This is a genomic window from Burkholderia aenigmatica (genome assembly GCF_048627025.1).
In the GTDB taxonomy this organism is placed as follows: Bacteria; Pseudomonadota; Gammaproteobacteria; order Burkholderiales; family Burkholderiaceae; genus Burkholderia; species Burkholderia aenigmatica.
Map to the genome: position 1 here is coordinate 2,389,244 of NZ_CP184468.1, position 21,607 is coordinate 2,410,850.

Below are 21,607 nucleotides of genomic sequence, written 5' to 3' on the forward strand. Positions count from 1 at the left end.
TGCATAGTCACTTAAAGGAAATTTTTTTGATAGCTATAAGTTCTTATAGGTTTCGTGGTTACGGCTGGATCAGCCTGAGACTGATTGCCTTGGCGACAGCCTGACGCCTGTTTGTGGCTTGAAGTTTGTTTTTGGCATTCGTCAAATGGAAGACCACCGTCGGCTCCGAAATAGACAAGATGTTGCCGATCTCCCACGAAGTTTTCCCTTGTGCCGCCCAGAGTAGGCACTCTTTTTCCCGTTTGGTCAAAGCTCGGATTGCCAATCCCGTCGGCTCACCGAGACGCCTCGCTGCCTCACTCATGTAGAAGGCCGAAAGCTGGATTTGGCCAACGAAGGCAGACGCATGCGAGCGGTCATGGCGCAGAGAGGAGTCGGACGCGACGCTAAAGAGGGACCACTCGCCGTTCGCACCGTGAATCGGGATGGTGATTCCTTCGGCAAGCCCGTGCTCGCGTGCTTCGTCGAAGACGACATTGCGCCCTTGAGAAGATCGATCCCAATAAATCGGCAGGGTTGTTTGAGTTGCCTGTCGAACGACCGGATCACGGTGAATATGCTCGGCTTGCTGATAACGCACTAACCATGATTCAGGATAGGTTGTGTATATATTTCTGGCGGGCAGGTGCTCCGGCGCAATTTGGCCATGGTCTCGGAAGAATTTTTTTGCTCCGCCGCTATCGACCAAAGGAGAAAAGAACAGGCTCGGGAAACCGAACTCGCCAGCAAGCTTTACCACCCCATTGTGCAATTCTTCACGCGAGGTTGCAGTCAAGAGGTTTTCAAAAAGGTAGAGATCGTGCTTCATCTAGAAATTAGCCGACGGTTCTGATTGATATGCGATAAAAGAACTACCTGCACGGATCGGATCGTGCTCAGTGTGCTTGCGCGTGGCAAGCCAGTTTTGGAAGCGCAACTGACGTTGCCGATACTCGTCGAGCGTTTTGGGTGCCAGCTTGGCTTTGTGGCGCGTTGCGAAGCGGCTGGTGGCTGTCTGCACGGTCAGCCCTGCTACAACCGGCTCGGGGAATTCTGTAACGCTGACCCGAGGGGTTTGAATGACAACGTGAGCTGGCGCCACTGGCGCAGTCACTGCGATAGATGCGCACACAACAGGCTGTGATGGTGCTTGCGTAGCATCATCCGGAGCACGTTTGAAAGATTGCCCCAGCCCACCATTCCCAAACGCCTCAGAAGCCTTCATAAGCGCGTCCAGATCGCCGGGCACGTTGGGATCAGCCTTCATGGTGGTGCTGTGCCCTGGAGGTGTGGAATACACAACCTCAAGATCGCGCACCTGCTCCTGGATCTTCCCCAAGACCCCATCCATGAGTTCTTTATCCTTGGGCATGTTTGGCAAGCTCACCTGTTTTTTGTCTGCGACAAGGATAGCCGAAGCCATCAAGGCCTTCTTCTTGGCAACAATTAGATTTTTGGTGTTTGGAGACAGACTCTTCTCACGTCGCTTACCAGCAATGGCGTACCGGTGAAGGTAGTAGCAGATACCGTGGCGCGCGACAGGAGGATGCGAACAGGCAGTTTCATTGACCCTCTTCGAGTGAAGAGGTACACCAGTGAGCGGTACTTCAGCGCCGGAAAAAGAAAAAGCCCCGCAAGTCCGAGAACTTGCGGGGCTTTGTCACCGCTTTTGGCGGAGACGGAGGGATTCGAACCCTCGATCCAGGTTTTGGCCCAGATGCTCCCTTAGCAGGGGAGTGCCTTCGACCTCTCGGCCACGTCTCCCAAACTTTCGCTCGCACCAGGGAGGCAGTGCGACGAGAACAAGATAATATAGGGTTTCGAACCGTACGTCAATTTCCGTGATGCATTTTCTTCAACGCATCACGAAAAATTCACGACGCCTGGTCGAGTTCGAATGCCTTGTGCAGCGCGCGGACGGCCAGCTCCATGTATTTCTCGTCGATCAGCACCGAAATCTTGATTTCGGACGTCGAGATCATCTGGATGTTGATGCCCTCTTCCGACAGCGTGCGGAACATCTTGCTCGCGACGCCCACGTGCGAACGCATGCCGACGCCGACGACCGACACCTTCGACACCTTCGGGTCGCCCTGCACCTGCTCGGCGTTCACGTGGCCCTTCACCTGGTTGGTGAGGATGTCCATCGCCTTCTGGTAGTCGCCACGGCCGACCGTGAACGTGAAGTCGGTTTTGCCCTGGACGCTCTGGTTCTGGATGATCATGTCGACGTCGACGTTCGCATCCGCGACCGGGCCGAGGATCTGATACGCGATGCCCGGCTTGTCGGGCACGCCCATCACAGCAATGCGTGCTTCGTCGCGCTGGAACGCGATGCCGGAAATGACTGCCTTTTCCATGGTCTCGTCTTCTTCAAAAGTAATCAGGGTGCCCGAGCGCATTTCTTCGTCGAGCGCAATCAGCGGATCGGTCAGGCTCGACAGCACGCGTGTCTTCACCTGGTATTTGCCGGCGAATTCGACCGAGCGGATCTGCAGGACCTTCGAGCCGAGGCTGGCCATTTCCAGCATTTCCTCGAACGTCACGCGGTCGAGGCGTCGCGCCTCTTCGACGACGCGCGGATCGGTCGTGTAGACGCCATCGACGTCCGTATAAATCAGGCACTCTTCGGCACCCAGCGCAGCCGCGACCGCGACCGCCGACGTATCCGAGCCGCCACGGCCCAGCGTCGTGATGTGGCCGTCCGGATCGACGCCCTGGAAGCCCGTGATGATCACGACCTTGCCGGCATTCAGATCGGCCTTCACGCGCTCGTCATCGATCGAGTGAATGCGCGCTTTCGTGAACGCGCTGTCGGTCTTGATCGGCACTTGCCAGCCCGCGTAGCTCACGGCCTCGACGCCGATTTCCTGCAGCGCGATCGACAGCAGGCCGACGCTGACCTGCTCGCCGGTCGACGCGATCATGTCGAGCTCGCGCGGGCTCGGCTGGCTCGAAATCTCTTTCGCGAGACCGAGCAGACGGTTGGTTTCGCCGGACATCGCCGAAGGCACGACCACCATCTGGTGCCCGGCCTGATGCCATTTTGCGACGCGTTTCGCGACGTTCTTGATGCGCTCGACCGAGCCCATCGAAGTGCCGCCGTATTTGTGTACGATGAGTGCCATTGTCGTTCTGAACTGGAGGAGAAACCGCACGGGCGCGCTGGGCAGGCCGCGTAGCCGTTCGGTCACGCGGCTTGTGGCTGTGGACGGACGACGAGGGGGACGGCTGGGACGCAACACGCAAGCGTGACGGATTTTGCCCGGAAGGCCGATCAGGCCGCGCAAACCGGGTACGTCACGCGGAAAACCTGCACAAATCGCTCAAAAATCGAGCCGAGCAAACGACCGAGCGTACCCGATAGAGGCCCGCTTGACAAGCCGCGCGCCGCGTCCGAGGTCGTTCCGGCGCTGTTTACCAAATGGTGAAAATGGGCACGCCATGGCGTCGCAGGCAGCCTGCCCCCATCATGCGATCAGCAGGTCCGGACGCCACTCGATCCGGCGCCACGCACCGCGACCGGATGCCCCGTCGCCGGACACGCCGACATCGCGGTTCACGCCAAGACGCGGCACGTAGATCAGCTGGTCGCCGGCGAACAGCAGCGGCACGTCGCGCTGCCATGCGGGTACGCCACGTTCCTGGAACAGGTTCTTCAGCGTGCGACCCGGCCCGCCCGGCGACGTGCGCATCCGCTCGCCGCCCGCACGGGCACGCGCTACCAGCCGCGCGCCGCGCAGCAGCCCCTCCGGCACCGCGCCGGCGCTTCCCGCGTCGGCCGGCGCGAAGACGAACGTGCCGCGCCATCCCGGCAGGTGCCAGACTTCCTGCCCGTCCCATGCCAGCGCCGCTTCCGGGTGCGGCGTCCCGGTGCCGTCATCGGCCGGTTCGCTGCTGTCGCCCACTTCCCAGTAGACGACATCGCGATACAGCCGCAGGCACTGCCCCGCGTGATCGACGCGCAGCGCATGGGCGACATTCGTGGCACGCAACTGCCGCATCATGTTGGCGAGCCGGGCAGCCGACGCGCCCGGCAAACCGAGCCGGCGCATCCAGAAGCGCAGCAGGTTCGCGCCACGCGTGTCGTCGAACGCGACCAGCGCGTCGCGCAACAGCGCATGCCCGTCATCGCGCGCGGCAACGGCGAAGTCGAGTTCCGCCAGGTCGTCGAGCAGTCGCTGCGCAGCGGCCGCATGCTGAGCCGCGCGGCCGAGCGCGTCGCGAAAGCCCGGGAAATGCACGGCCAGCGCCGGCAGCACGTCGATGCGCAGCGCATTGCGCGCGTAGCGCGTGTCGTTGTTCGATTCGTCGTCGATCCATGCCAGGTCGTGCTGCGTCGCATAGCGCTCGAGTTGCGCTCGCAACAGTCGCAGCAGCGGGCGCACACGCTCGACGCTCACGCCGTCAGGGCGGTAACGCGGCGCCATCGCGGCAAGCCCTGCGATCCCCGCGCCGCGCAACAACTGCAGCAACACGGTCTCGGCCTGGTCGTCCGCATGCTGCGCGAGCCACAGCGCAGCCGCGCCGTGGCGTTCGCACATCTCGTCGAGCGCCGCATAGCGCCGCTCCCGCGCCGTCGCCTCGACACCGAGGCCGCTGTCGCGCGGCACGTCGACGCGCATCGATTCGAATGCGACACCGAGCCCGGCCGCGCTCGCCTCGGCATGCGCAACCCACGCGTCGGCGTTCGCACTCAGCCCGTGATGCACGTGCAACGCGACGCAGCGCGACGCGCCCGCGACGCGCACGGCCGCATCGAGCAGCACCGTCGAGTCGAGGCCACCGCTGTAGGCGATCGCGATGCGCGCATCGGGCGGCATGCCGGAAAGCGCAACGCCGACCGCATCGAGGACGACGCGGTCGGCGGAGAATTCGGTTGGCGGAATCACGAGAGGAGCGCGCGCGCAGCGGCGCACGAATGGAAGACGCAGCCGGTCATGCGCCCGGCGTGGTTTCCTTGTACTTGCCGTAGGCCATCAGGCGCTCGAAGCGGCGCTCGCGCAGCGCATCGATGCTCATGCCCTGGAACTGGCGCAGCGAATCGGCGAGCGCACGGCGCAGCAGCGCGGCCATGCCCTTCGGATCGCGATGCGCGCCGCCGAGCGGCTCGTTGATGATCTTGTCGATCAGGCCGAGCGCCTTCAGGCGGTGCGCGGTCAGGCCCAGCGCTTCCGCGGCTTCGGGCGCCTTCGCGGCACTCTTCCACAGGATCGACGCGCAACCTTCCGGCGAGATCACCGAGTAGGTCGAGAATTGCAGCATCATCACCGTGTCGGCCACCGCGATCGCGAGCGCGCCACCCGAACCACCCTCGCCGATCACCGTCGTGATGATCGGCGTCTTCAGCTCGGCCATCACGTACAGGTTACGGCCGATCGCCTCCGACTGGCCGCGCTCTTCCGCGCCGATGCCCGGGTACGCGCCCGGCGTGTCGACGAACGTGAAGATCGGCAGACCGAACTTCTCGGCGAGACGCATCAGGCGTTCGGCCTTGCGATAGCCTTCCGGACGCGGCATCCCGAAGTTGCGCGCGGCGCGCTCCTTGGTGTCACGGCCCTTCTGGTGACCGATCACCATGCACGGATGGCCGCCGAAGCGCGCGAGACCGCCGACGATCGACACATCGTCCGCGAACGCACGGTCGCCGTGCAGCTCGTGAAAATCGGTAAACAGTTCCGCAACGTAATCGAGCGTGTACGGGCGCTGCGGATGCCGCGCGATCTGCGAAACCTGCCACGGCGACAGATTCGCGTAGAGGTCTTTCGTCAGTTGCTGGCTTTTCTTCGACAGCCGCTCGATTTCTTCCGAAATATCGACAGCCGAGTCGTCCTGCACGAATCGCAACTCTTCGATCTTGGCCTCGAGTTCGGCGATCGGCTGTTCGAAATCCAGAAACGTGGTCTTCATGTGTTTGAATCCTTGGGTCTTGCGGCAGCGCGTATTCTACCCGCGCGGGCGGCACTCAAAACCGGCTCTCAACTATTGATGTTTAAAACCCGATAGCCACGGCTCAGGTGGCGTCGGGCGCATCGAGGCTGCGCCACATGTACCAGGTCGCGACGGTGCGCCACGGTTCCCAGTTGGCCGCAACCTCGCGCGCCTCGCTGCGCGTGACGGGTTCCCCGCTGAAGTAATTGACGCTGATCGCGCGGATCAGGCCCGGGTCGTCGAGCGGCAGGACGTCCGGCCGCGACAGGTTGAAGATCAGGAACATCTCCGCCGTCCAGCGGCTGATGCCGCGGATCTGCGTGAGTTCCGCGATCACGTCCTCGTCGTCCATCGACGTCCATTTGTCGACGTGCAGCGCGCCCGACACGAAATGCTGCGCGAGATCGAGGATGTATTCCGTCTTGCGCTTCGACAGCCCGCACGCGATCAGCTTGTCCGCGCCGAGCCGGATCACCGGCTGCGGGGCGAGTTTCGGACAGGCATCCCCGATGCGTGCCCACAGCGACTGCGCGGACGGCACCGAGATCTGCTGGCCGACCACCGAGCGCGCGAGCGTGACGAACGGGTCGCCGCGCTTCACGAGATGCGCGGGACCGAACTTCGGAATCAGTTTCTTCAGGATCCGGTCGCGCTTGACGAGGTCGGCGCATGCCTTATCCCAGTACGCAGGACGCACGACCACCTCCTCGCCGCCCGCTTCGGACGCACGGGCCTTGCGGGCCGCGTCGGCGGCCGGCAGCGCAGCCGCCGGCTGCGCATGACCGTTGAGCGCGCCGTTCGGCACGGCGCGCGTCGCGTCCGTCTTCGCCGGCGGCACGCGCTTGGCTGCCGGACGCGCGGCGACCGGGGTCGCGCGCCTGACCGGCGCTTTTCTGGCCGTTGCCATCTTGCCTCCTACCTGACGGATCGGTCAGTGGAACGCACCGCGCTCATACGCGACGCCATTCGGTCGATCCGCCCGGTTTGTCTTCAAGTGCGATACCGGTCTCGAGCAGTTCCGCCCGGATCCGGTCCGCTTCGGCATAGTCCTTCGCTTGCTTCGCCGCGACACGCGCGGCGATCTTCGCTTCGATCTCGTCGGCGGCGAGCCCGTTCGCCTGCGCGGCGCCGGACGCCTGCTGCAGGAACGCGCGCGGTTCGCGGCCCAGCAGGCCGAGCAGGCCCGCCAGCTGTTTCAGTTGCCGCGCGAGCGACGCGTCGCGCGTGCGATTCACCTCGCCCGCCAGCTCGAACAACGTGGCCACCGCGACCGGCGTGTTGAAGTCGTCGTTCATCGCGGCGGCGAAACGCTGCGCGTGCGGCTCGTTCCAGTCGAGCGCGAGCGTGTCGGCTTCGACATCCTTCAGCGCGGTGTAGAGGCGCGTGAGCGACGCGCGCGCATCGTCGAGATGCACGTCGCTGTAATTGAGCGGCGAACGGTAGTGCGTGCGCACGATGAAGAAGCGCATGACTTCCCCGTCGTAGCGCTCGAGCACTTCGCGGATCGTGAAGAAGTTGCCGAGCGATTTCGACATCTTCTCGTTGTCGACCTGCACGAAGCCGTTGTGCATCCAGTAATTGACGAACGTCTGACCGGTCGCGCCTTCGCTCTGCGCGATCTCGTTCTCGTGGTGCGGGAATTGCAGATCCTGCCCGCCACCGTGGATGTCGAAATGCTCGCCGAGCAGCGTGCAGCCCATCGCTGAGCACTCGATGTGCCAGCCCGGGCGACCCATCCCGTACTTCGACGCCCACGACGTGCCTTCCGGATCTTCCGGCTTCGCGCGCTTCCACAGCACGAAATCGAGCGGATCTTCCTTCGCATCGTTCGCGGCGACGCGCTCGCCCGCGCGGAGATCGTCGAGCGACTTGCCCGACAGCTTCCCGTAGTTCGCGAACTTGCGCACCGAGTAATTGACGTCGCCGTCGGTCGCCTGATAGGCGTAGCCGTTCGTCTCGAGCGTCTCGATCATGCCGAGCATCTGCGGAATGAACTCGGTCGCGCGCGGCTCGATGTCGGGCCGCTGGATGCCGAGCGCGCTTTCATCGTCGTGCATCGCGCCGATGAACCGGTCGGTCAGCGACTTGATCGTCTCGCCGTTCTCGACCGCGCGGCGGATGATCTTGTCGTCGATGTCGGTGATGTTGCGCACATACGTGACCCGGTAACCGATCGCACGCAACCAGCGCTGGACGAGGTCGAACACGACCAGCATGCGCGCGTGGCCCACGTGACAATAGTCGTATACGGTGATTCCGCATACGTACATCCGCACTTCGCCGGACTGGCGCGGCACGAAAACTTGCTTGTCACGCGCGAGCGTGTTGTAGATGCGCAGTGATTCCATAGAGATGAACCGTGAGCCGAAGGAAACCGCCCTGGCGAAGCTCGCCCAGCATGCGAAACGGACGGACCATCTGCTGCGGCGCAAGGCCGAGCGTCCTCGATATCACATGGGGCGGTCAGGCTGCAAGCACAGCGGTGACGGCCACGAGAGGCTAAGAAAGACTGTCTGCCGCTCGCCGGAACGCGCAGACGTTTTGTTAGAATGGCTCGGAGTATAACATTCCGATTTACGCCTATGAAACCTCATCGCGGCCGCGCGCAGAGCGCTGCGACCCTCGTTGCGACCACCGTCATGGGCGTCGCGCTGACGCTTTTCGCGGCCCCCGCGGCGCATGCGCAGAAGGCCCCGGCCACCGCCGACGGCACGCCCGAAGTCGACGCATCGATCGCCGGCAAGCAGTGGAAGCAGGCGCTCGCGCAGCTCGACGCGCGCATCGCGTCGAACCCGCACGACGTGCAGGCGCAGTTCAAGCGCGGCACCGTGCTGGCCCGTCTGAACCGCGACGACGACGCGATCCAGCAGTTCGTCGCGATCACGCAGGCGTACCCCGAACTGCCCGAGCCGTACAACAACCTTGCGGCGCTTTACGCGAAGCATGGCCGTTACGACGAAGCGCGCACCGCGCTCGTCACGGCGACGCAATCGAACCCGAGCTACTCGCTCGCGTACGAGAACCTCGGCGACCTGTACCTGCGCCTCGCGGCCGAGTCGTACAAGCGCGCGCAATCGCTCGGCCGCACGAGCGGCGCGACCGCGCAGCGCCTCGCCGATCTCCAGAAGATCGTGTCGCCGCCGAAGGCCGCGCCGAACGCCCGCGCGGCCGCACCGGCCACGCGCGACTACACCGACCGCGCAGCTGCGAACGTGAGCACCACCACGCTGCCGATGTCGCCGACGTTCCAGTTCAGCGGTCCGTCGGGTGCACTGGCGGCGCCGTACGTCGCGCCGTCGCAATAAGCGGCGCGGCCTTCTTTCCCTCCCAACCTGAGGATCGCAATGAAACGTCTGTTGCTGGCGCTTGGCGGCGCCGCCCTTCTCGCGACCGCGACCGCACCTGCGTTCGCGCAATCGGCTACCGCGCACCCCGTCGTGCAGCTGAAGACCTCGCAGGGCGACATCCGCGTCGAGCTCTACCCGGAGAAGGCGCCGAAGTCCGTCGCCAACTTCCTCGATTACGTGAAGGCCGGCCAGTACAACGGCACGATCTTCCATCGCGTGATCAAGGGCTTCATGATCCAGGGCGGCGGCTACAAGACCAACTTCGAGGAGAAGCCGACCCGCGCGCCGATCCCGCTGGAGAGCCGCAATGGTCTGAAGAACCTGACGGGCACGATCGCGATGGCACGCACGAGCGATCCGAACTCGGCCACCGCGCAGTTCTTCATCAACACGGTCGACAACAGCGGCCTCGACTACCCGAACCCGGACGGCAACGGCTATGCGGTGTTCGGCAAGGTCGTGTCGGGTCTCGACGTCGTGAAGAAGATCGAAGGCGTCGCGACGACCTCGCGCGGCCCGATGCAGGACGTGCCCGCGCAACCGATCGTGATCGAATCGGCCAGCGTCGTTTCGAAGTAAGAACCTGCCGGCACGTCCGGCGCCACACGCGGCCGCGTCGCACGACCGGCCGCGTGCCATTTAAACCGCCTTACCGAAGGAATTCATCATGGTTGAACTGCATACGAACCACGGCGTGATCAAGCTCGAGCTCGACGCCGCGAAGGCACCGAAGACGGTCGAGAACTTCCTGAACTACGTGAAGAAGGGCCACTACGACGGCACCGTGTTCCATCGCGTGATCAACGGCTTCATGATCCAGGGCGGCGGCTTCGAGCCGGGCCTGAAGCAGAAGCCGACCGATGCGCCGATCGACAACGAGGCGAACAACGGCCTGAAGAACGACAACTACACGGTCGCGATGGCGCGCACGAACGATCCGCACTCGGCGACCGCCCAGTTCTTCATCAACGTGAACGACAACGACTTCCTGAACCACTCGTCGCCGACGCCGCAGGGCTGGGGCTACGCGGTGTTCGGCAAGGTCGTCGAAGGCCAGGACGTGGTCGACAAGATCAAGGGCGTCAAGACGGGCAACGCTGGTTTCCACCAGGACGTGCCGGCTGACGACGTCGTGATCGAAAAGGCCGTCGTGGTCTGACGCACGGATACGGAGACACTTCGATGTTGCAGGAGAGTCCGCCGCGAAGCGTCTCCGCGGGCGTGCCGGGCGAGCGCGAATACGCGCAAGCCGCACGCCCGTTCCTGTTTCTCTCCGATCTGCACCTGAGCGAAGCGATTCCGAAGACGGTCGCCGCGTTCGAGCATTTCGTGAAATACACCGCCGACAGCGCCGACTCGGTGTTCATCCTCGGCGACCTGTTCGAATACTGGATCGGCGACGACATCCTCGACGACGATCCGTTTGCAGCACGCATGGCCGCGCTGATGCACACGTTCTCGGAGCGAGGCATCGCGCTCTACGTGATGCACGGCAACCGCGACTTCCTGCTCGGCCGGCGCTTCATGAAGGCAGCCGGTGCGATGCTGCTGCCCGACCCTTCGCTGATCATGGCGTTCGGCCAGCGCATCGTGCTCGCGCACGGCGACGCGCAATGCACGGCCGACCGCGGCTACCAGCTGTTCCGCCGCTTCGCACGCAACCGCGTCGCGCAATGGCTGTTTCTCGCCTGGCCGTTCCGCTGGCGCCGCGCGCTCGCGCAGCGCATGCGCTCGAACAGCGAAGCGGGCCGGATGCGCCCCGCCTCGGCGATTTACGATGTCACGCGTGAAGGCGTGGCCGCGCTGTTCCGGAAAAGCCGCGCGAGCGTGATCATTCACGGCCACACGCACCGCCCCGCGAGCCACGCCGAACCGGGCGGCATCCGCTGGGTGTTGCCCGACTGGGATCTCGACCACGGCAAGCCGCGTGGCGGCTACCTGCGCGTCGATGCGGAAGGCATCCACGCGATGCCGCTCGACTGACGCCGCGGTTGCCTCACCGACCGGCGGCCGCGGGCCTCCGCTGAATTACGCCTGGCGTTCGACCGACTTGCCTTCCAGCACGGCCGACAGCCGGCGCAGATCGAGGCGCGCCGCGTCGGCGCCCTGCAGCGTTTCCAGATGCGTGCCGAGCCGCTCGAGCGCCGCGACGATCTCGTCGACGCGGCGGCTTTCCTTCGCCGCGTGATCGATCAGCCCGTGAATCGCGAGCGACATCGGATCGTCGGCATTCGGCGTGATCCCGTATGCGCAGAACGCCGCGCGCTCGGGCTGCGGCTTCGGCTGTGCCGGCATCACGATGCGCGCCGGATTGCCGACTGCCGTGCCGCCCGCCGGCACCGGCTTCACGACGACCGCGTTCGAACCGATCTTCGCGCCCGCACCGACGGTGAAACTGCCGAGCACCTTCGCGCCCGCACCGACGATCACGCCGGCTTCGAGCGTCGGGTGGCGCTTGGCGCCGCGCGTGAGCGACGTGCCGCCCAGCGTCACGCCCTGATAGATCGTGCAGTCGTCGCCGACGATCGCCGTCTCGCCGATCACGACACCCATGCCGTGATCGATGAACACGCGCCGGCCGATCGTCGCACCGGGGTGGATTTCGATGCCTGTCAGGAACCGGCCGGCCTGCGACGCGAAACGCGCGAGCCAGTAGCGCTTCACGCGCCAGCATGCGTGCGCGAAACGATGCAGCACGAGCGCATGCAACCCCGGATAACAGGTCAGCACTTCCCATGCACTGCGAGCGGCGGGATCCCGCTCGCGAATCGTTGCAACGTCTTCGCGCAGTCTCGTGAACATGATGTGGTCTGGGAAAAGGCCGGCGCGCATCGCCGGCAATGGCCGGCCGTTATCGCGCCGGGTAATTTACTTATGACGTTCGGCGATTGTAGGGCGAGTCGCGCACGGCCGCACGAGCCCGCGCGTTCACCCCGCCGCCGGCGCGGGTATTCGGGCGGAACGCTTGCTGCGGGGGCGTTTGCGGAAGGGTCGACCAGGTGGAGCGATCGGCCGCGGCGATTCCCGCGGACGGCGTAGCACCTGCCCGACGGGGAGGTGCTACGCGCGCCGCGACATCCGTCAGCCGGTGCGCCGGCCGCTTACGCGTCGCCGCCCGGTTTGCCCGATTTCAGCAGGATGTGCTTCGCGACGCCGCGCAGGATATTGACCTCCTCGCGCTCGAGGCCCGTGCGCGCGAACAGGCGCCGCAGCCGCGGCATCAGCTTCTTCGGGTTGCGCGGATCGAGGAAATCGAGCGCGATCAGCGCGTTCTCGAGGTGCACGTACATCCGCTCGATCTCGTCGCTCTGCGCAAGCGTGCCGGCTTCGCCCGACGGTTGCGCCGACGGCTCGCTCGCCTGTTCGAGAAACGCGACGCGCAGCTCGTACGCGAGCACCTGCACGGCCTGGGCGAGATTCAGCGAACTGTAGGCCGGGTTCGCCGGGATGTGCGCCAGCGCGCTGCACTGCTCGACATGCTCGTTCGCGAGGCCCGTGCGCTCGTTGCCGAACACGAGCGCGATGTCGCCCGTGCCGACCTGTGCGCACGCCTGCGTGGCGGCTGCACGCGGCGCGAGACGCGGCGGCCCGTATTCACGCGTGCGTGCGGTCAGCGCAATCGACCAGTGAACGCCGGACAGCGCGTCGCCGAGCGTCGGCACGACATGCGCGGACGCGAGGACGTCGTCCGCGCCGCTGGCCATCGCGATCGCCTCGGGATCGCTCTGCACGTGCGGCACGCGCGGCGCGACCAGCACGAGACGCGAAAAACCCATTGTCTTCAGCGCGCGGGCGGCCGCTCCGACATTGCCGGGATGGCTCGGCTCGACGAGCACGAAACGGGTGGACGTGAAGCCGCCGGACGGCGGCCGGGACGAGGCCGCGCCCGGCTCGGACGGCGCGGCGGTGTTCTGCGGAGTTTCCACTACGATACGACTCGGTTCATCAGAATGGCAGTATGGTATCGCCATCGCCGCGGCAAACCCACTCGTCCGGACGGATAGTGGGGGTTTCCCCGTATTCCGGTCGCCTGAAACCGCCGAAAATCGGGTAAAATCATGCCTTTACGCGTCGCACTCCGTGCGGCGCGGGTCGTACCCCGTTCTTTGTCAATTCGCGTCTCACCTCGCCTGCCACGTTTGCGCCGTGCCGGGCGGTTGTTCCACTTCGTGGCGGCCCGTGCCGCCGGCTACAGGATCCAGGCTCATGCATCCCATGCTCAACATTGCTGTCAAGGCTGCGCGCCGCGCCGGACAGATCATCAATCGCGCGTCCCTCGATCTCGACCTGATCGAGATCCGCAAGAAGCAGCAGAACGACTTCGTCACCGAAGTGGACAAGGCCGCCGAAGACGCGATCATCGAGACGCTGAAGACCGCCTACCCCGACCACGCGATCCTCGCGGAAGAATCGGGCGAATCGGAGAACGAATCCGAATTCAAGTGGATCATCGATCCGCTCGACGGCACGACCAACTTCATCCACGGCTTCCCGTACTACTGCGTATCGATCGCGCTCGAGCACAAGGGCGTCGTCACGCAGGCAGTCGTCTACGACCCGAACAAGAACGACCTGTTCACGGCCACCCGCGGCCGCGGCGCGTACCTGAACGACCGCCGCATCCGCGTCGGCCGCCGCGACCGCCTGTCGGACGCACTGGTCGGCACGGGCTTCCCGTTCCGTGAAAAGGACGGCCTCGATGCCTACGCGCGCCTCTTCACCGAAATGACGCAAGCCTGCACGGGCCTGCGCCGCCCGGGCGCCGCGGCACTCGATCTCGCGAACGTTGCGGCCGGCCGCCTCGACGCGTTCTTCGAACAGGGCATCAACGTGTGGGACATGGCTGCGGGCAGCCTGCTGATCACCGAGGCCGGCGGCCTCGTCGGCAACTACACGGGCGACGCCGATTTCCTGCATCGCCACGAAATCGTCGCAGCGAACCCGAAGATCTACGCGCAGATGATCACGATCCTGAAGGGTTACACCCGCGTGCATCCGGCGGCGGAGTAAGCCCCGGCCGCGCCTGCATGGCGCGGCTTTCGCGCACACCGCTCGCGGGCATCGTCATGACGATGCGTCGTTCGCCTCCCGGTTGCCGGGAGGCGGGACAATCTTCCCGCACAAGGGCCGCTTCGTGCGCCTATCCTGAAGTTGCTTGAGTTGTTCGGGCCGGTCCGCGTACTGTCGCCTGCACCGCGCATCCCGCAATGACAATGAATGGTTTGCGTCCGGCACGCCCGCACGGCGGACAACACCGCCGGCCTGCCCCCGCCCGTATCAACACCGCCACGACGCCGTGGCAATCGCATCCGAGTCCCCATGTTACGGCTAAGCGAAATTAAACTCCCCCTCGACCACCCCGAAAGCGCGCTCGAGGCCGCGATTCGCGAGCGCCTCGCGGAGCTTGGCGTGGCCGCAGACGGGCTCCTCCGTTACACCGTGTTCCGCCGCGCGCACGATGCGCGCAAGCGCGCCGACATCAAGCTCACGTATATCGTCGATGTCGAAGTGACGGACGAAGCGGCCGCGATCAAGCGCCTCGCCGGCCAGCCGCATTGCGGCGTGACGCCCGACATGGCGTACCACTTCGTCACGAAAGCACCCGAGCACGGTAATTTCCTGCGCCCGGTCGTGATCGGCATGGGGCCGTGCGGCCTGTTCGCGGGGCTGATCCTCGCGCAGATGGGCTTCCGCCCGATCATCCTCGAACGCGGCAAGGCCGTGCGCGAGCGTACCAAGGACACCTTCGGCCTGTGGCGCAAGAGCGTGCTCAACCCCGAATCCAACGTGCAGTTCGGTGAAGGCGGGGCCGGGACGTTTTCCGACGGCAAGCTGTACAGCCAGATCAAGGATCCGAACCACTACGGCCGCAAGGTGCTGGACGAATTCGTCAAGGCAGGCGCACCGGAAGACATCCTGTACCTGAGCCGGCCGCACATCGGCACGTTCCGCCTCGTCAGCATGGTGGAAAAGATGCGTGCGTCCATCCACGCGCTGGGTGGCGAAGTGCGTTTCGAAACGCGGGTCGACGACATCGAGATCGATCAGGGCAAGGTACGCTCGCTGACCCTCTCGAACGGCGAAACGCTGCGGTGCGACCACGTGGTGCTGGCCGTGGGCCACAGCGCGCGCGACACCTTCCAGATGTTGCACGACCGCGGCGTCTATGTCGAAGCCAAGCCGTTCTCGCTGGGTTTTCGTATCGAACATCCGCAGGGGCTGATCGATCGCAGCCGCTTCGGCAAGTTTGCGGGCCACAAGCAGCTCGGTGCGGCCGATTACAAGGTGGTCCACCACTGCAGCAATGGCCGGGCCGTCTACAGCTTCTGCATGTGCCCGGGCGGCACGGTGGTCGCGGCCACCTCCGAGCCTGGCCGCGTGGTCACCAACGGGATGAGCCAGTATTCGCGGGCCGAGCGCAACGCGAATGCGGGCATCGTCGTCGGCATCACGCCGGACGACTACCCCGGCGGCCCGCTGGCCGGCATCGCGTTCCAGCGCAAATGGGAAGAGCGCGCGTTCGAACTCGGCGGCGGCGATTACCGCGCGCCGGGCCAGCTGGTCGGCGACTTCATCGCCGGCCGGCCGTCGACGTCGCTCGGCTCCGTGGAGCCGTCGTACAAGCCGGGCGTGAACCCGACCGATCTGAGCACAGCGCTGCCGGACTACGTGATCGAAGCGATCCGCGAAGCCCTGCCCCAGATCGACAAGAAGATCGCCGGCTTCGCGATGCACGATGCGGTGCTCACCGGTGTCGAGACGCGCACTTCGTCACCGATCCGGATTCGACGCAAGGACGATTACCAGAGCATGAACGTCGAAGGCCTGTATCCGGCGGGTGAAGGCGCGGGGTATGCCGGTGGCATCTATTCGGCAGCCATCGACGGCATCGAAGTCGCGCAGGCGGTGGCGCTCAGCATGACGTCGGCGCAAACGGCCTGAGGTGCCGGACAGGGTCGGCGCGCGGCGGTTCGCGCGCCGAGTCAGGCGTGCCTCAGCAGGCCACGCCCGGACGATGCAGCCGCACCTGTATCTTGCCCGACAAGGTATGGCCCTGAACCTGCGCTCGCCCTTTCGGGATCGGCTGTTGCTAGCCAACAGCCGCGTCACCTGAGTGACCGAAAAACTCCCGGTGCATTTTCGGGAAGGCGGCAGGAACCGGCCCGCTTTGTAGCCACTTCAGAACGGCCTGACCGCAATCGATCTCGTTTGCCGACGACGTGTCCACGACGTGATCGTAGTGGCGGCCGGCATGAATCGCGTCGTATTGAGACTCGGCCAGTCCGAGCTTGCGATCACCACGCATACGCTCGCGATCGATCAGCACGTCGAGCGAACAAAAAACGCCGACGATGAATACCGGCAGGCCGACAAGATCTTCAAGCATGTAGCGCCACGCGTCGGTCGACAGGACATGATCGACGATCACCGGCTGGCCGTGCCTGGAAAAGGTGGCCGCGGTGGCGTTGATCGCCCGGCACAGCGCGGCCACACGAATCTGCACCAACGGCTTCTCGACCGCCCAATAGTTGGGCGGCTCCATGTTTCGAAATACATCCAGCTCGACGTGCAAATGATGCTCGTCCAGGTTCTCGCACAGAAACCTGGACAACGTGCTTTTGCCGGCGCTGCTCGGGCCGTTGAGCACGACGATGGCCCCGAGACGGGGTTCCGGCATTTCAGTGGTTCGCATTGGGTTACCCATCGATGGCGTGCCGACGCAAGACGCAATTGTTGACGAAGTGAACCAGGATGTCGAACCGCCGCTATCGGCCGACAGTTGCCGCTCGTCGTCACGGACAACTGGCCAAACAGCCAACTTCGCGCGTGTACATCGAAGCCACTGGTAAACTCGGGCAACCAAAGCAACAACTTCACGCCTGACTTATGACCACGCTGTCGCCCGACGCCTTCGCCGGCCACACTCCGATGATGCAGCAGTACCTGCGCATCAAGGCCGACCATCCCGACACGCTTGTCTTCTACCGGATGGGCGACTTCTACGAGCTGTTCTTCGAAGACGCGGAGAAAGCCGCACGCCTGCTCGACCTGACCCTCACGCAACGCGGCGCATCGGCCGGCACGCCGATCAAGATGGCGGGCGTACCGCATCACGCAGTCGAGCAGTATCTCGCCAAGCTCGTGAAGATGGGCGAATCGGTCGCGATCTGCGAGCAGATCGGCGATCCGGCCACGTCGAAGGGCCCCGTCGAGCGCAAGGTCGTGCGGGTCGTCACGCCCGGCACGCTGACCGATGCCGCGCTGCTGTCCGACAAGAACGACGTCTACCTGCTTGCGATGTGCACGGGCCACAACAAGCGTGGCGTCGCGGTCAATGTCGGCCTCGCGTGGCTGAACCTCGCCAGCGGCGCGCTGCGGCTTGCCGAAATCGAACCCGAACAGCTCGCTGCCGCGCTCGAGCGCATCCGGCCGGCCGAGATCCTGACGCCGGACGGCGCGACCGATGCCGTACCCGCAGGCGCGGGCGCAAGCAAGCGCGTACCGGCATGGCACTTCGACATCGCATCGGGCACGCAACGCCTGTGCGACCAGCTCGACGTCGCGAGCCTCGACGGTTTCGGCGCGCATTCTCTGACGAGCGCATGCGGCGCAGCCGGCGCGCTGCTGCTCTACGCGGCCGCCACGCAGGGCCAGCAGCTGCGGCACGTGCGCAGCCTGAAGGTCGAGAACGAAACCGAGTACATCGGGCTCGATCCGGCCACGCGCCGCAACCTCGAACTGACCGAAACGTTGCGCGGTACCGAGTCGCCGACCCTGTATTCGCTGCTCGACACCTGCTGCACGACGATGGGCAGCCGCCTGCTGCGCCACTGGCTGCATCACCCGCCGCGCGCGTCGGTCGCCGCGCAGTCGCGCCAGCAGGCGATCGGCGCGCTGCTCGATGCACCGGCAAACGCAAGCCTCGACGCGCTGCGCAGCGCGCTGCGCCAGATCGCCGACGTCGAACGGATCACCGGGCGCCTCGCGTTGCTGTCCGCACGCCCGCGCGACCTGTCGAGCCTGCGCGACACGTTCGCCGCGCTGCCGGCACTGCGCGAGCGCATCAGCGCGATCGTCGCCAATGCAGACGCACTCACCCGCGTCGACGCAGCACTGGCACCGCCCGCCGAATGCCTCGACCTGCTGACGAGCGCCATTGCGCCCGAGCCGGCCGCGATGGTGCGCGACGGCGGCGTCATCGCGCGCGGCTACGACGCCGAGCTCGACGAGCTGCGCGACATCTCGGAGAACTGCGGGCAGTTCCTGATCGATCTCGAGGCGCGCGAGCGCACGCGCACCGGCATCGCAAACCTGCGCGTCGAATACAACAAGGTGCACGGCTTCTACATCGAGGTCACGCGCGGCCAGACCGACAAGGTGCCCGACGACTACCGCCGCCGCCAGACGCTGAAGAATGCCGAGCGCTACATCACGCCCGAGCTGAAGACCTTCGAGGACAAGGCACTGTCCGCCCAGGAGCGCGCACTGGCACGCGAGCGAGCGCTGTACGACGCGGTGCTGCAGGCGCTGCTGCCGTTCATCCCCGAGTGCCAGCGCGTCGCGTCGGCGCTCGCCGAACTCGACCTGCTCGCCGCATTCGCCGAACGCGCCCGCGCGCTCGACTGGGTCGCGCCGACCTTCACCGACGAGATCGGCATCGAAATCGAACAGGGCCGCCATCCGGTCGTCGAAGCGCAGGTCGAACAGTTCATCGCGAACGACTGCCGCTTCGGCACCGAGCGCAAGCTGCTGCTGATCACCGGCCCGAACATGGGCGGTAAGTCGACGTTCATGCGGCAGACCGCGTTGATCGCACTGATGGCTTATGTCGGCAGCTACGTGCCGGCCAAGTCGGCATGCTTCGGCCCGATCGACCGGATCTTCACGCGCATCGGCGCGGCGGACGATCTCGCAGGCGGCCGCTCGACGTTCATGGTCGAGATGACCGAAGCCGCGGCGATCCTCAACGACGCGACGCCGCAAAGCCTCGTGCTGATGGACGAAATCGGCCGCGGCACGTCGACGTTCGACGGCCTCGCGCTCGCGTGGGCCATCGCGCGCCACCTGCTGGCGCACAACACGTGCTACACGCTGTTCGCGACGCACTACTTCGAGCTGACGCAACTGCCGGCCGAATTCCCGCAAGCGGCCAACGTCCACCTGTCGGCCGTCGAGCACGGCCACGGCATCGTGTTCCTGCACGCGGTCAACGAAGGCCCGGCCAACCAGAGTTACGGCCTGCAGGTCGCGCAGCTCGCCGGCGTTCCGGCGCCCGTGATCCGCGCCGCGCGCAAGCACCTCGCGTATCTCGAACAACAGTCGGCGTCGCAACACACGCCGCAGCTCGACCTGTTCAGCGCGCCGCCGGTAGCCGCCGACGATCTCGAATGCGCAGACGCGCCTGCGCTGCCCGATACGCCGCATCCGGCGCTCGAAAAACTCCGCGACATCGATCCCGACGATCTGAAGCCGCGCGAGGCGCTCGACCTGCTGTACGAACTGCGCACGCTGGTCCGGTCGCACGATGCCGACGGGCACGCGTAAGCGCATCCCGCGCGGCCTGCCGGCGCGCACCGCCGCCGCGCTCGTCGCCGCCGTGCTCGCGCTCGCGCAGGCCGCCGCACTGGCGGCGCCGCCGAAGCGCAGCACCGCGCCCTACTCGTTCGCAGTCGTGTCGGGCGTGATCAACACCCCGGCGGACGAGCCGGCCGCCCAGCGGCTGCTCGATGCGATCGCGCGCGAGCGCAACCTCGCGTTCGTCGTCTATGCGGGCGATCTCAAGGGTTCGAAGGAAGCGTGCCGCGATGCACTGTATTCGCAGCGCGGCGCGATCCTGGATGCGGCACGCGTGCCGCTCGTGTTCATTCCCGGCCACGACGACTGGGTAACGTGCAACACCGCGGCCGGCGGCGGCTACGATCCGGTCGAGCGGCTCGATTTCCTGCGGCAGACGCTGCTCGCCGAATCGGCGCTGCCCGACCCCGGCGCGCTGCAGATCACGCGGGAAAGCGAAGTCGCTCGGTTCCGGCCGTATCGGGAAAATGCACGCTGGATGCGCGACGACATCGTCTACGTCGCGCTCAACGCGCCAGCGCCGAACAACCACTACCTGACGGCCGGCGGTCGCAACGGCGAGTTCGAGGATCGCATCATCGCGAACGGTTTCTGGATCGACCACTCGGCCGAATACGCGAAACGGCGCGAGGCACGTGCGATGGTGGTGATATTCGAAGGCGATCCGCAATTCGAACGCTATGAACGCGCGGAACGCTTCGCATGGCTGCGTTTCAACCGGCCGCGCGTGCGCGACGGCTTCCGTGAGTTGAAACGAACGCTGGTGAAGGCGGCGGCGACGTTCCGCGGCCCGATACTCGTGATGCACGCGAGCGGCGAACCGCTGGCGAACGGCTTTCTGATCGACCGCCCGCTGCGTGCGGACGACGGTGAACTGATCGGGAACGTGACGCGCGTCGCGATCGGACCGCGCCATCCGACGAATCAGTGGGTCAAGGTGAGCGTGTCGCCGGCCCGGCAGACGATCTTCAACCTGAGCCTGCAGGAGGTGCCGAAGAACCTGCCCGTGCCGCCCGCGCTGCCGCTCGTGCCGCGCGACGACGTCCCGCTGCCGCAGATGCCGGAAATCCCCGCATTGCCGGCGCTGCCCGACTCGTCGTCGGTCGCGCCGCCACTGCAGGGCGACGGCGCCGCCCCGGGCGGCGCGTCGTGGCCTGCGCCCGCCCCTGCATCGGGGCCGGCGCCCGGCCTGCCTGCGAGCTCAGTGCAGGGTACGCCCTGACGGTGCTTCGCCGTCTTCGTCTTCGTCCTCGTCGACGATCTCGAGCCCTTCCGCGCCATGCGCGTGCTCATGCTCGATTTCGTCTTCGGTGGCTTCGCGAACGTCCTTCACGGTGAGCGCGAAACGCAGCGCCATGCCTGCCAGCGGGTGGTTGCCGTCGAGCACGACCTTGTCTTCGGCGATGTCGGTGACCGTGTAGATCAGCGAATCGACTTCCTCGTCGCCGTCTTCCGGCGTGCCTTCGAACTGCATGCCCACTTCGAGCGGCTCGGGAAAACGATCGCGCGGCTCGATCTTCACGAGTTCGGGATCGTAGTCGCCGAACGCGTCCTGCGGCTCGAGCTGAACCTGCGCCTCGTAGCCCGGCTCATGGCCGTCGAGCTGTTCCTCGATCTTGGGGAACGTGCCATCATAGCCGCCGTGCAGATAGACCATCGGCTCGTCGCTTTCCTCGATCAGATTGCCCTGTGCATCCGACAGCTTGTAAGTGACCGACACGACGGTGTTTTTTGCGATTTTCATCCAATTCTCCCAAATACAACTCTCATTATAC

Annotated in this window: 19 protein-coding genes and 1 tRNA gene; 8 read left to right on the plus strand and 12 right to left on the minus strand. The window is 65.4% G+C overall.

Features of this window, described 5'->3' with window-relative positions:
- Positions 1-58: 58 nt before the first annotated feature.
- The 8 genes from ACN8ZM_RS11170 to cysS form a co-directional block, all read right to left on the minus strand.
- The gene (locus ACN8ZM_RS11170) at positions 59-808 is read right to left on the minus strand and encodes a LuxR family transcriptional regulator (protein WP_089450865.1); all 750 of its coding nucleotides are present in this window, start codon (positions 806-808) and stop codon (positions 59-61) included.
- A complete protein-coding gene (locus ACN8ZM_RS11175; RefSeq protein WP_420209981.1) occupies positions 809-1,402 on the minus strand; it encodes a hypothetical protein in 594 nt (197 codons plus the stop codon).
- A 247-nt stretch (positions 1,403-1,649) separates the two neighbouring features.
- Positions 1,650-1,743 (minus strand) — tRNA-Ser (locus tag ACN8ZM_RS11180).
- Positions 1,744-1,853: 110 nt separating this feature from the next.
- Positions 1,854-3,107, minus strand: a complete 1,254-nt coding sequence (locus ACN8ZM_RS11185) for an aspartate kinase (RefSeq protein WP_027787050.1) — start codon at positions 3,105-3,107, stop codon at positions 1,854-1,856.
- Positions 3,108-3,449: 342 nt separating this feature from the next.
- Positions 3,450-4,871 (minus strand): tRNA lysidine(34) synthetase TilS, encoded by a 1,422-nt coding sequence (gene tilS / locus ACN8ZM_RS11190; protein WP_420209982.1) that lies wholly within the window; start codon positions 4,869-4,871, stop codon positions 3,450-3,452.
- Positions 4,872-4,917: 46 nt separating this feature from the next.
- On the minus strand, positions 4,918-5,889 hold the full coding sequence (locus ACN8ZM_RS11195) for an acetyl-CoA carboxylase carboxyltransferase subunit alpha (RefSeq protein ID WP_043189140.1): 972 nt from the start codon (positions 5,887-5,889) through the stop codon (positions 4,918-4,920).
- 103 nt (positions 5,890-5,992) lie between these two features.
- On the minus strand, positions 5,993-6,817 hold the full coding sequence (locus ACN8ZM_RS11200) for a DNA-3-methyladenine glycosylase family protein (RefSeq protein ID WP_043189138.1): 825 nt from the start codon (positions 6,815-6,817) through the stop codon (positions 5,993-5,995).
- 43 nt (positions 6,818-6,860) lie between these two features.
- Complete coding sequence (cysS, locus tag ACN8ZM_RS11205; protein WP_420209983.1) at positions 6,861-8,258, minus strand: cysteine--tRNA ligase; 1,398 nt, start codon at positions 8,256-8,258, stop codon at positions 6,861-6,863.
- 234 nt (positions 8,259-8,492) lie between these two features.
- On the opposite strand from cysS, the gene ACN8ZM_RS11210 reads away from it, so the two are divergent.
- The 4 genes from ACN8ZM_RS11210 (at position 8,493) to ACN8ZM_RS11225 (ending at position 11,240) form a co-directional block, all read left to right on the plus strand.
- A complete protein-coding gene (locus tag ACN8ZM_RS11210; protein ID WP_043189133.1) occupies positions 8,493-9,215 on the plus strand; it encodes a tetratricopeptide repeat protein in 723 nt (240 codons plus the stop codon).
- A 39-nt stretch (positions 9,216-9,254) separates the two neighbouring features.
- A complete protein-coding gene (locus tag ACN8ZM_RS11215; RefSeq protein WP_021162660.1) occupies positions 9,255-9,836 on the plus strand; it encodes a peptidylprolyl isomerase in 582 nt (193 codons plus the stop codon).
- A gap of 88 nt (positions 9,837-9,924) precedes the next feature.
- Positions 9,925-10,416 (plus strand): peptidylprolyl isomerase, encoded by a 492-nt coding sequence (locus ACN8ZM_RS11220; RefSeq protein WP_011352518.1) that lies wholly within the window; start codon positions 9,925-9,927, stop codon positions 10,414-10,416.
- A gap of 23 nt (positions 10,417-10,439) precedes the next feature.
- Positions 10,440-11,240, plus strand: coding sequence for a UDP-2,3-diacylglucosamine diphosphatase (locus ACN8ZM_RS11225; RefSeq protein ID WP_043189129.1), 801 nt, complete (start codon positions 10,440-10,442; stop codon positions 11,238-11,240).
- A gap of 45 nt (positions 11,241-11,285) precedes the next feature.
- On the opposite strand, the gene cysE is transcribed toward ACN8ZM_RS11225, so the two are convergent.
- Together cysE and ACN8ZM_RS11235 are read right to left on the minus strand one after the other, a co-directional pair.
- Positions 11,286-12,089, minus strand: a complete 804-nt coding sequence (gene cysE / locus ACN8ZM_RS11230; RefSeq protein WP_089450870.1) for a serine O-acetyltransferase — start codon at positions 12,087-12,089, stop codon at positions 11,286-11,288.
- Positions 12,090-12,358: 269 nt separating this feature from the next.
- Positions 12,359-13,183, minus strand: a complete 825-nt coding sequence (locus tag ACN8ZM_RS11235; RefSeq protein WP_089450871.1) for an RNA methyltransferase — start codon at positions 13,181-13,183, stop codon at positions 12,359-12,361.
- Positions 13,184-13,463: 280 nt separating this feature from the next.
- On the opposite strand from ACN8ZM_RS11235, the gene ACN8ZM_RS11240 reads away from it, so the two are divergent.
- On the plus strand, positions 13,464-14,267 hold the full coding sequence (locus ACN8ZM_RS11240; protein ID WP_420209984.1) for an inositol monophosphatase family protein: 804 nt from the start codon (positions 13,464-13,466) through the stop codon (positions 14,265-14,267).
- Between the two features lie 309 nt (positions 14,268-14,576).
- Positions 14,577-16,199 (plus strand): NAD(P)/FAD-dependent oxidoreductase, encoded by a 1,623-nt coding sequence (locus ACN8ZM_RS11245; protein ID WP_420209985.1) that lies wholly within the window; start codon positions 14,577-14,579, stop codon positions 16,197-16,199.
- A 148-nt stretch (positions 16,200-16,347) separates the two neighbouring features.
- On the opposite strand, the gene ACN8ZM_RS11250 is transcribed toward ACN8ZM_RS11245, so the two are convergent.
- Positions 16,348-16,950, minus strand: coding sequence for a chloramphenicol phosphotransferase CPT family protein (locus tag ACN8ZM_RS11250; protein WP_420209986.1), 603 nt, complete (start codon positions 16,948-16,950; stop codon positions 16,348-16,350).
- A gap of 194 nt (positions 16,951-17,144) precedes the next feature.
- Between ACN8ZM_RS11250 and mutS the strand changes: the two genes are divergently transcribed.
- On the plus strand, positions 17,145-19,802 hold the full coding sequence (gene mutS, locus ACN8ZM_RS11255; RefSeq protein ID WP_043190273.1) for a DNA mismatch repair protein MutS: 2,658 nt from the start codon (positions 17,145-17,147) through the stop codon (positions 19,800-19,802).
- Positions 19,783-21,054: a hypothetical protein gene (locus ACN8ZM_RS11260; protein WP_420209987.1), complete on the plus strand. Its 1,272-nt coding sequence runs from the start codon at positions 19,783-19,785 to the stop codon at positions 21,052-21,054. The genes mutS and ACN8ZM_RS11260 overlap by 20 nt, the downstream gene beginning before the upstream one ends.
- On the opposite strand, the gene ACN8ZM_RS11265 is transcribed toward ACN8ZM_RS11260, so the two are convergent.
- Complete coding sequence (locus ACN8ZM_RS11265) at positions 21,034-21,576, minus strand: FKBP-type peptidyl-prolyl cis-trans isomerase (RefSeq protein WP_027786990.1); 543 nt, start codon at positions 21,574-21,576, stop codon at positions 21,034-21,036. The genes ACN8ZM_RS11260 and ACN8ZM_RS11265 overlap by 21 nt on opposite strands.
- Positions 21,577-21,607 lie beyond the last annotated feature (31 nt).

What these genes read in the sequence shown, in the direction of transcription:
- ACN8ZM_RS11250 (WP_420209986.1), bottom strand. Translation starts at nt 16,950, where the DNA reads ATGCGAACCACTGAAATGCCGGAACCCCGTCTCGGGGCCATCGTCGTG.
- ACN8ZM_RS11195 (WP_043189140.1), bottom strand. Translation starts at nt 5,889, where the DNA reads ATGAAGACCACGTTTCTGGATTTCGAACAGCCGATCGCCGAACTCGAG.
- cysE (WP_089450870.1), bottom strand. Translation starts at nt 12,089, where the DNA reads ATGCGCGCCGGCCTTTTCCCAGACCACATCATGTTCACGAGACTGCGC.
- ACN8ZM_RS11210 (WP_043189133.1), top strand. Translation starts at nt 8,493, where the DNA reads ATGAAACCTCATCGCGGCCGCGCGCAGAGCGCTGCGACCCTCGTTGCG.
- ACN8ZM_RS11225 (WP_043189129.1), top strand. Translation starts at nt 10,440, where the DNA reads ATGTTGCAGGAGAGTCCGCCGCGAAGCGTCTCCGCGGGCGTGCCGGGC.
- ACN8ZM_RS11200 (WP_043189138.1), bottom strand. Translation starts at nt 6,817, where the DNA reads ATGGCAACGGCCAGAAAAGCGCCGGTCAGGCGCGCGACCCCGGTCGCC.
- ACN8ZM_RS11265 (WP_027786990.1), bottom strand. Translation starts at nt 21,576, where the DNA reads ATGAAAATCGCAAAAAACACCGTCGTGTCGGTCACTTACAAGCTGTCG.
- ACN8ZM_RS11215 (WP_021162660.1), top strand. Translation starts at nt 9,255, where the DNA reads ATGAAACGTCTGTTGCTGGCGCTTGGCGGCGCCGCCCTTCTCGCGACC.
- ACN8ZM_RS11240 (WP_420209984.1), top strand. Translation starts at nt 13,464, where the DNA reads ATGCATCCCATGCTCAACATTGCTGTCAAGGCTGCGCGCCGCGCCGGA.
- ACN8ZM_RS11245 (WP_420209985.1), top strand. Translation starts at nt 14,577, where the DNA reads ATGTTACGGCTAAGCGAAATTAAACTCCCCCTCGACCACCCCGAAAGC.
- ACN8ZM_RS11175 (WP_420209981.1), bottom strand. Translation starts at nt 1,402, where the DNA reads ATGGCTTCGGCTATCCTTGTCGCAGACAAAAAACAGGTGAGCTTGCCA.
- ACN8ZM_RS11185 (WP_027787050.1), bottom strand. Translation starts at nt 3,107, where the DNA reads ATGGCACTCATCGTACACAAATACGGCGGCACTTCGATGGGCTCGGTC.
- ACN8ZM_RS11260 (WP_420209987.1), top strand. Translation starts at nt 19,783, where the DNA reads ATGCCGACGGGCACGCGTAAGCGCATCCCGCGCGGCCTGCCGGCGCGC.
- ACN8ZM_RS11170 (WP_089450865.1), bottom strand. Translation starts at nt 808, where the DNA reads ATGAAGCACGATCTCTACCTTTTTGAAAACCTCTTGACTGCAACCTCG.
- mutS (WP_043190273.1), top strand. Translation starts at nt 17,145, where the DNA reads ATGACCACGCTGTCGCCCGACGCCTTCGCCGGCCACACTCCGATGATG.
- ACN8ZM_RS11220 (WP_011352518.1), top strand. Translation starts at nt 9,925, where the DNA reads ATGGTTGAACTGCATACGAACCACGGCGTGATCAAGCTCGAGCTCGAC.
- cysS (WP_420209983.1), bottom strand. Translation starts at nt 8,258, where the DNA reads ATGGAATCACTGCGCATCTACAACACGCTCGCGCGTGACAAGCAAGTT.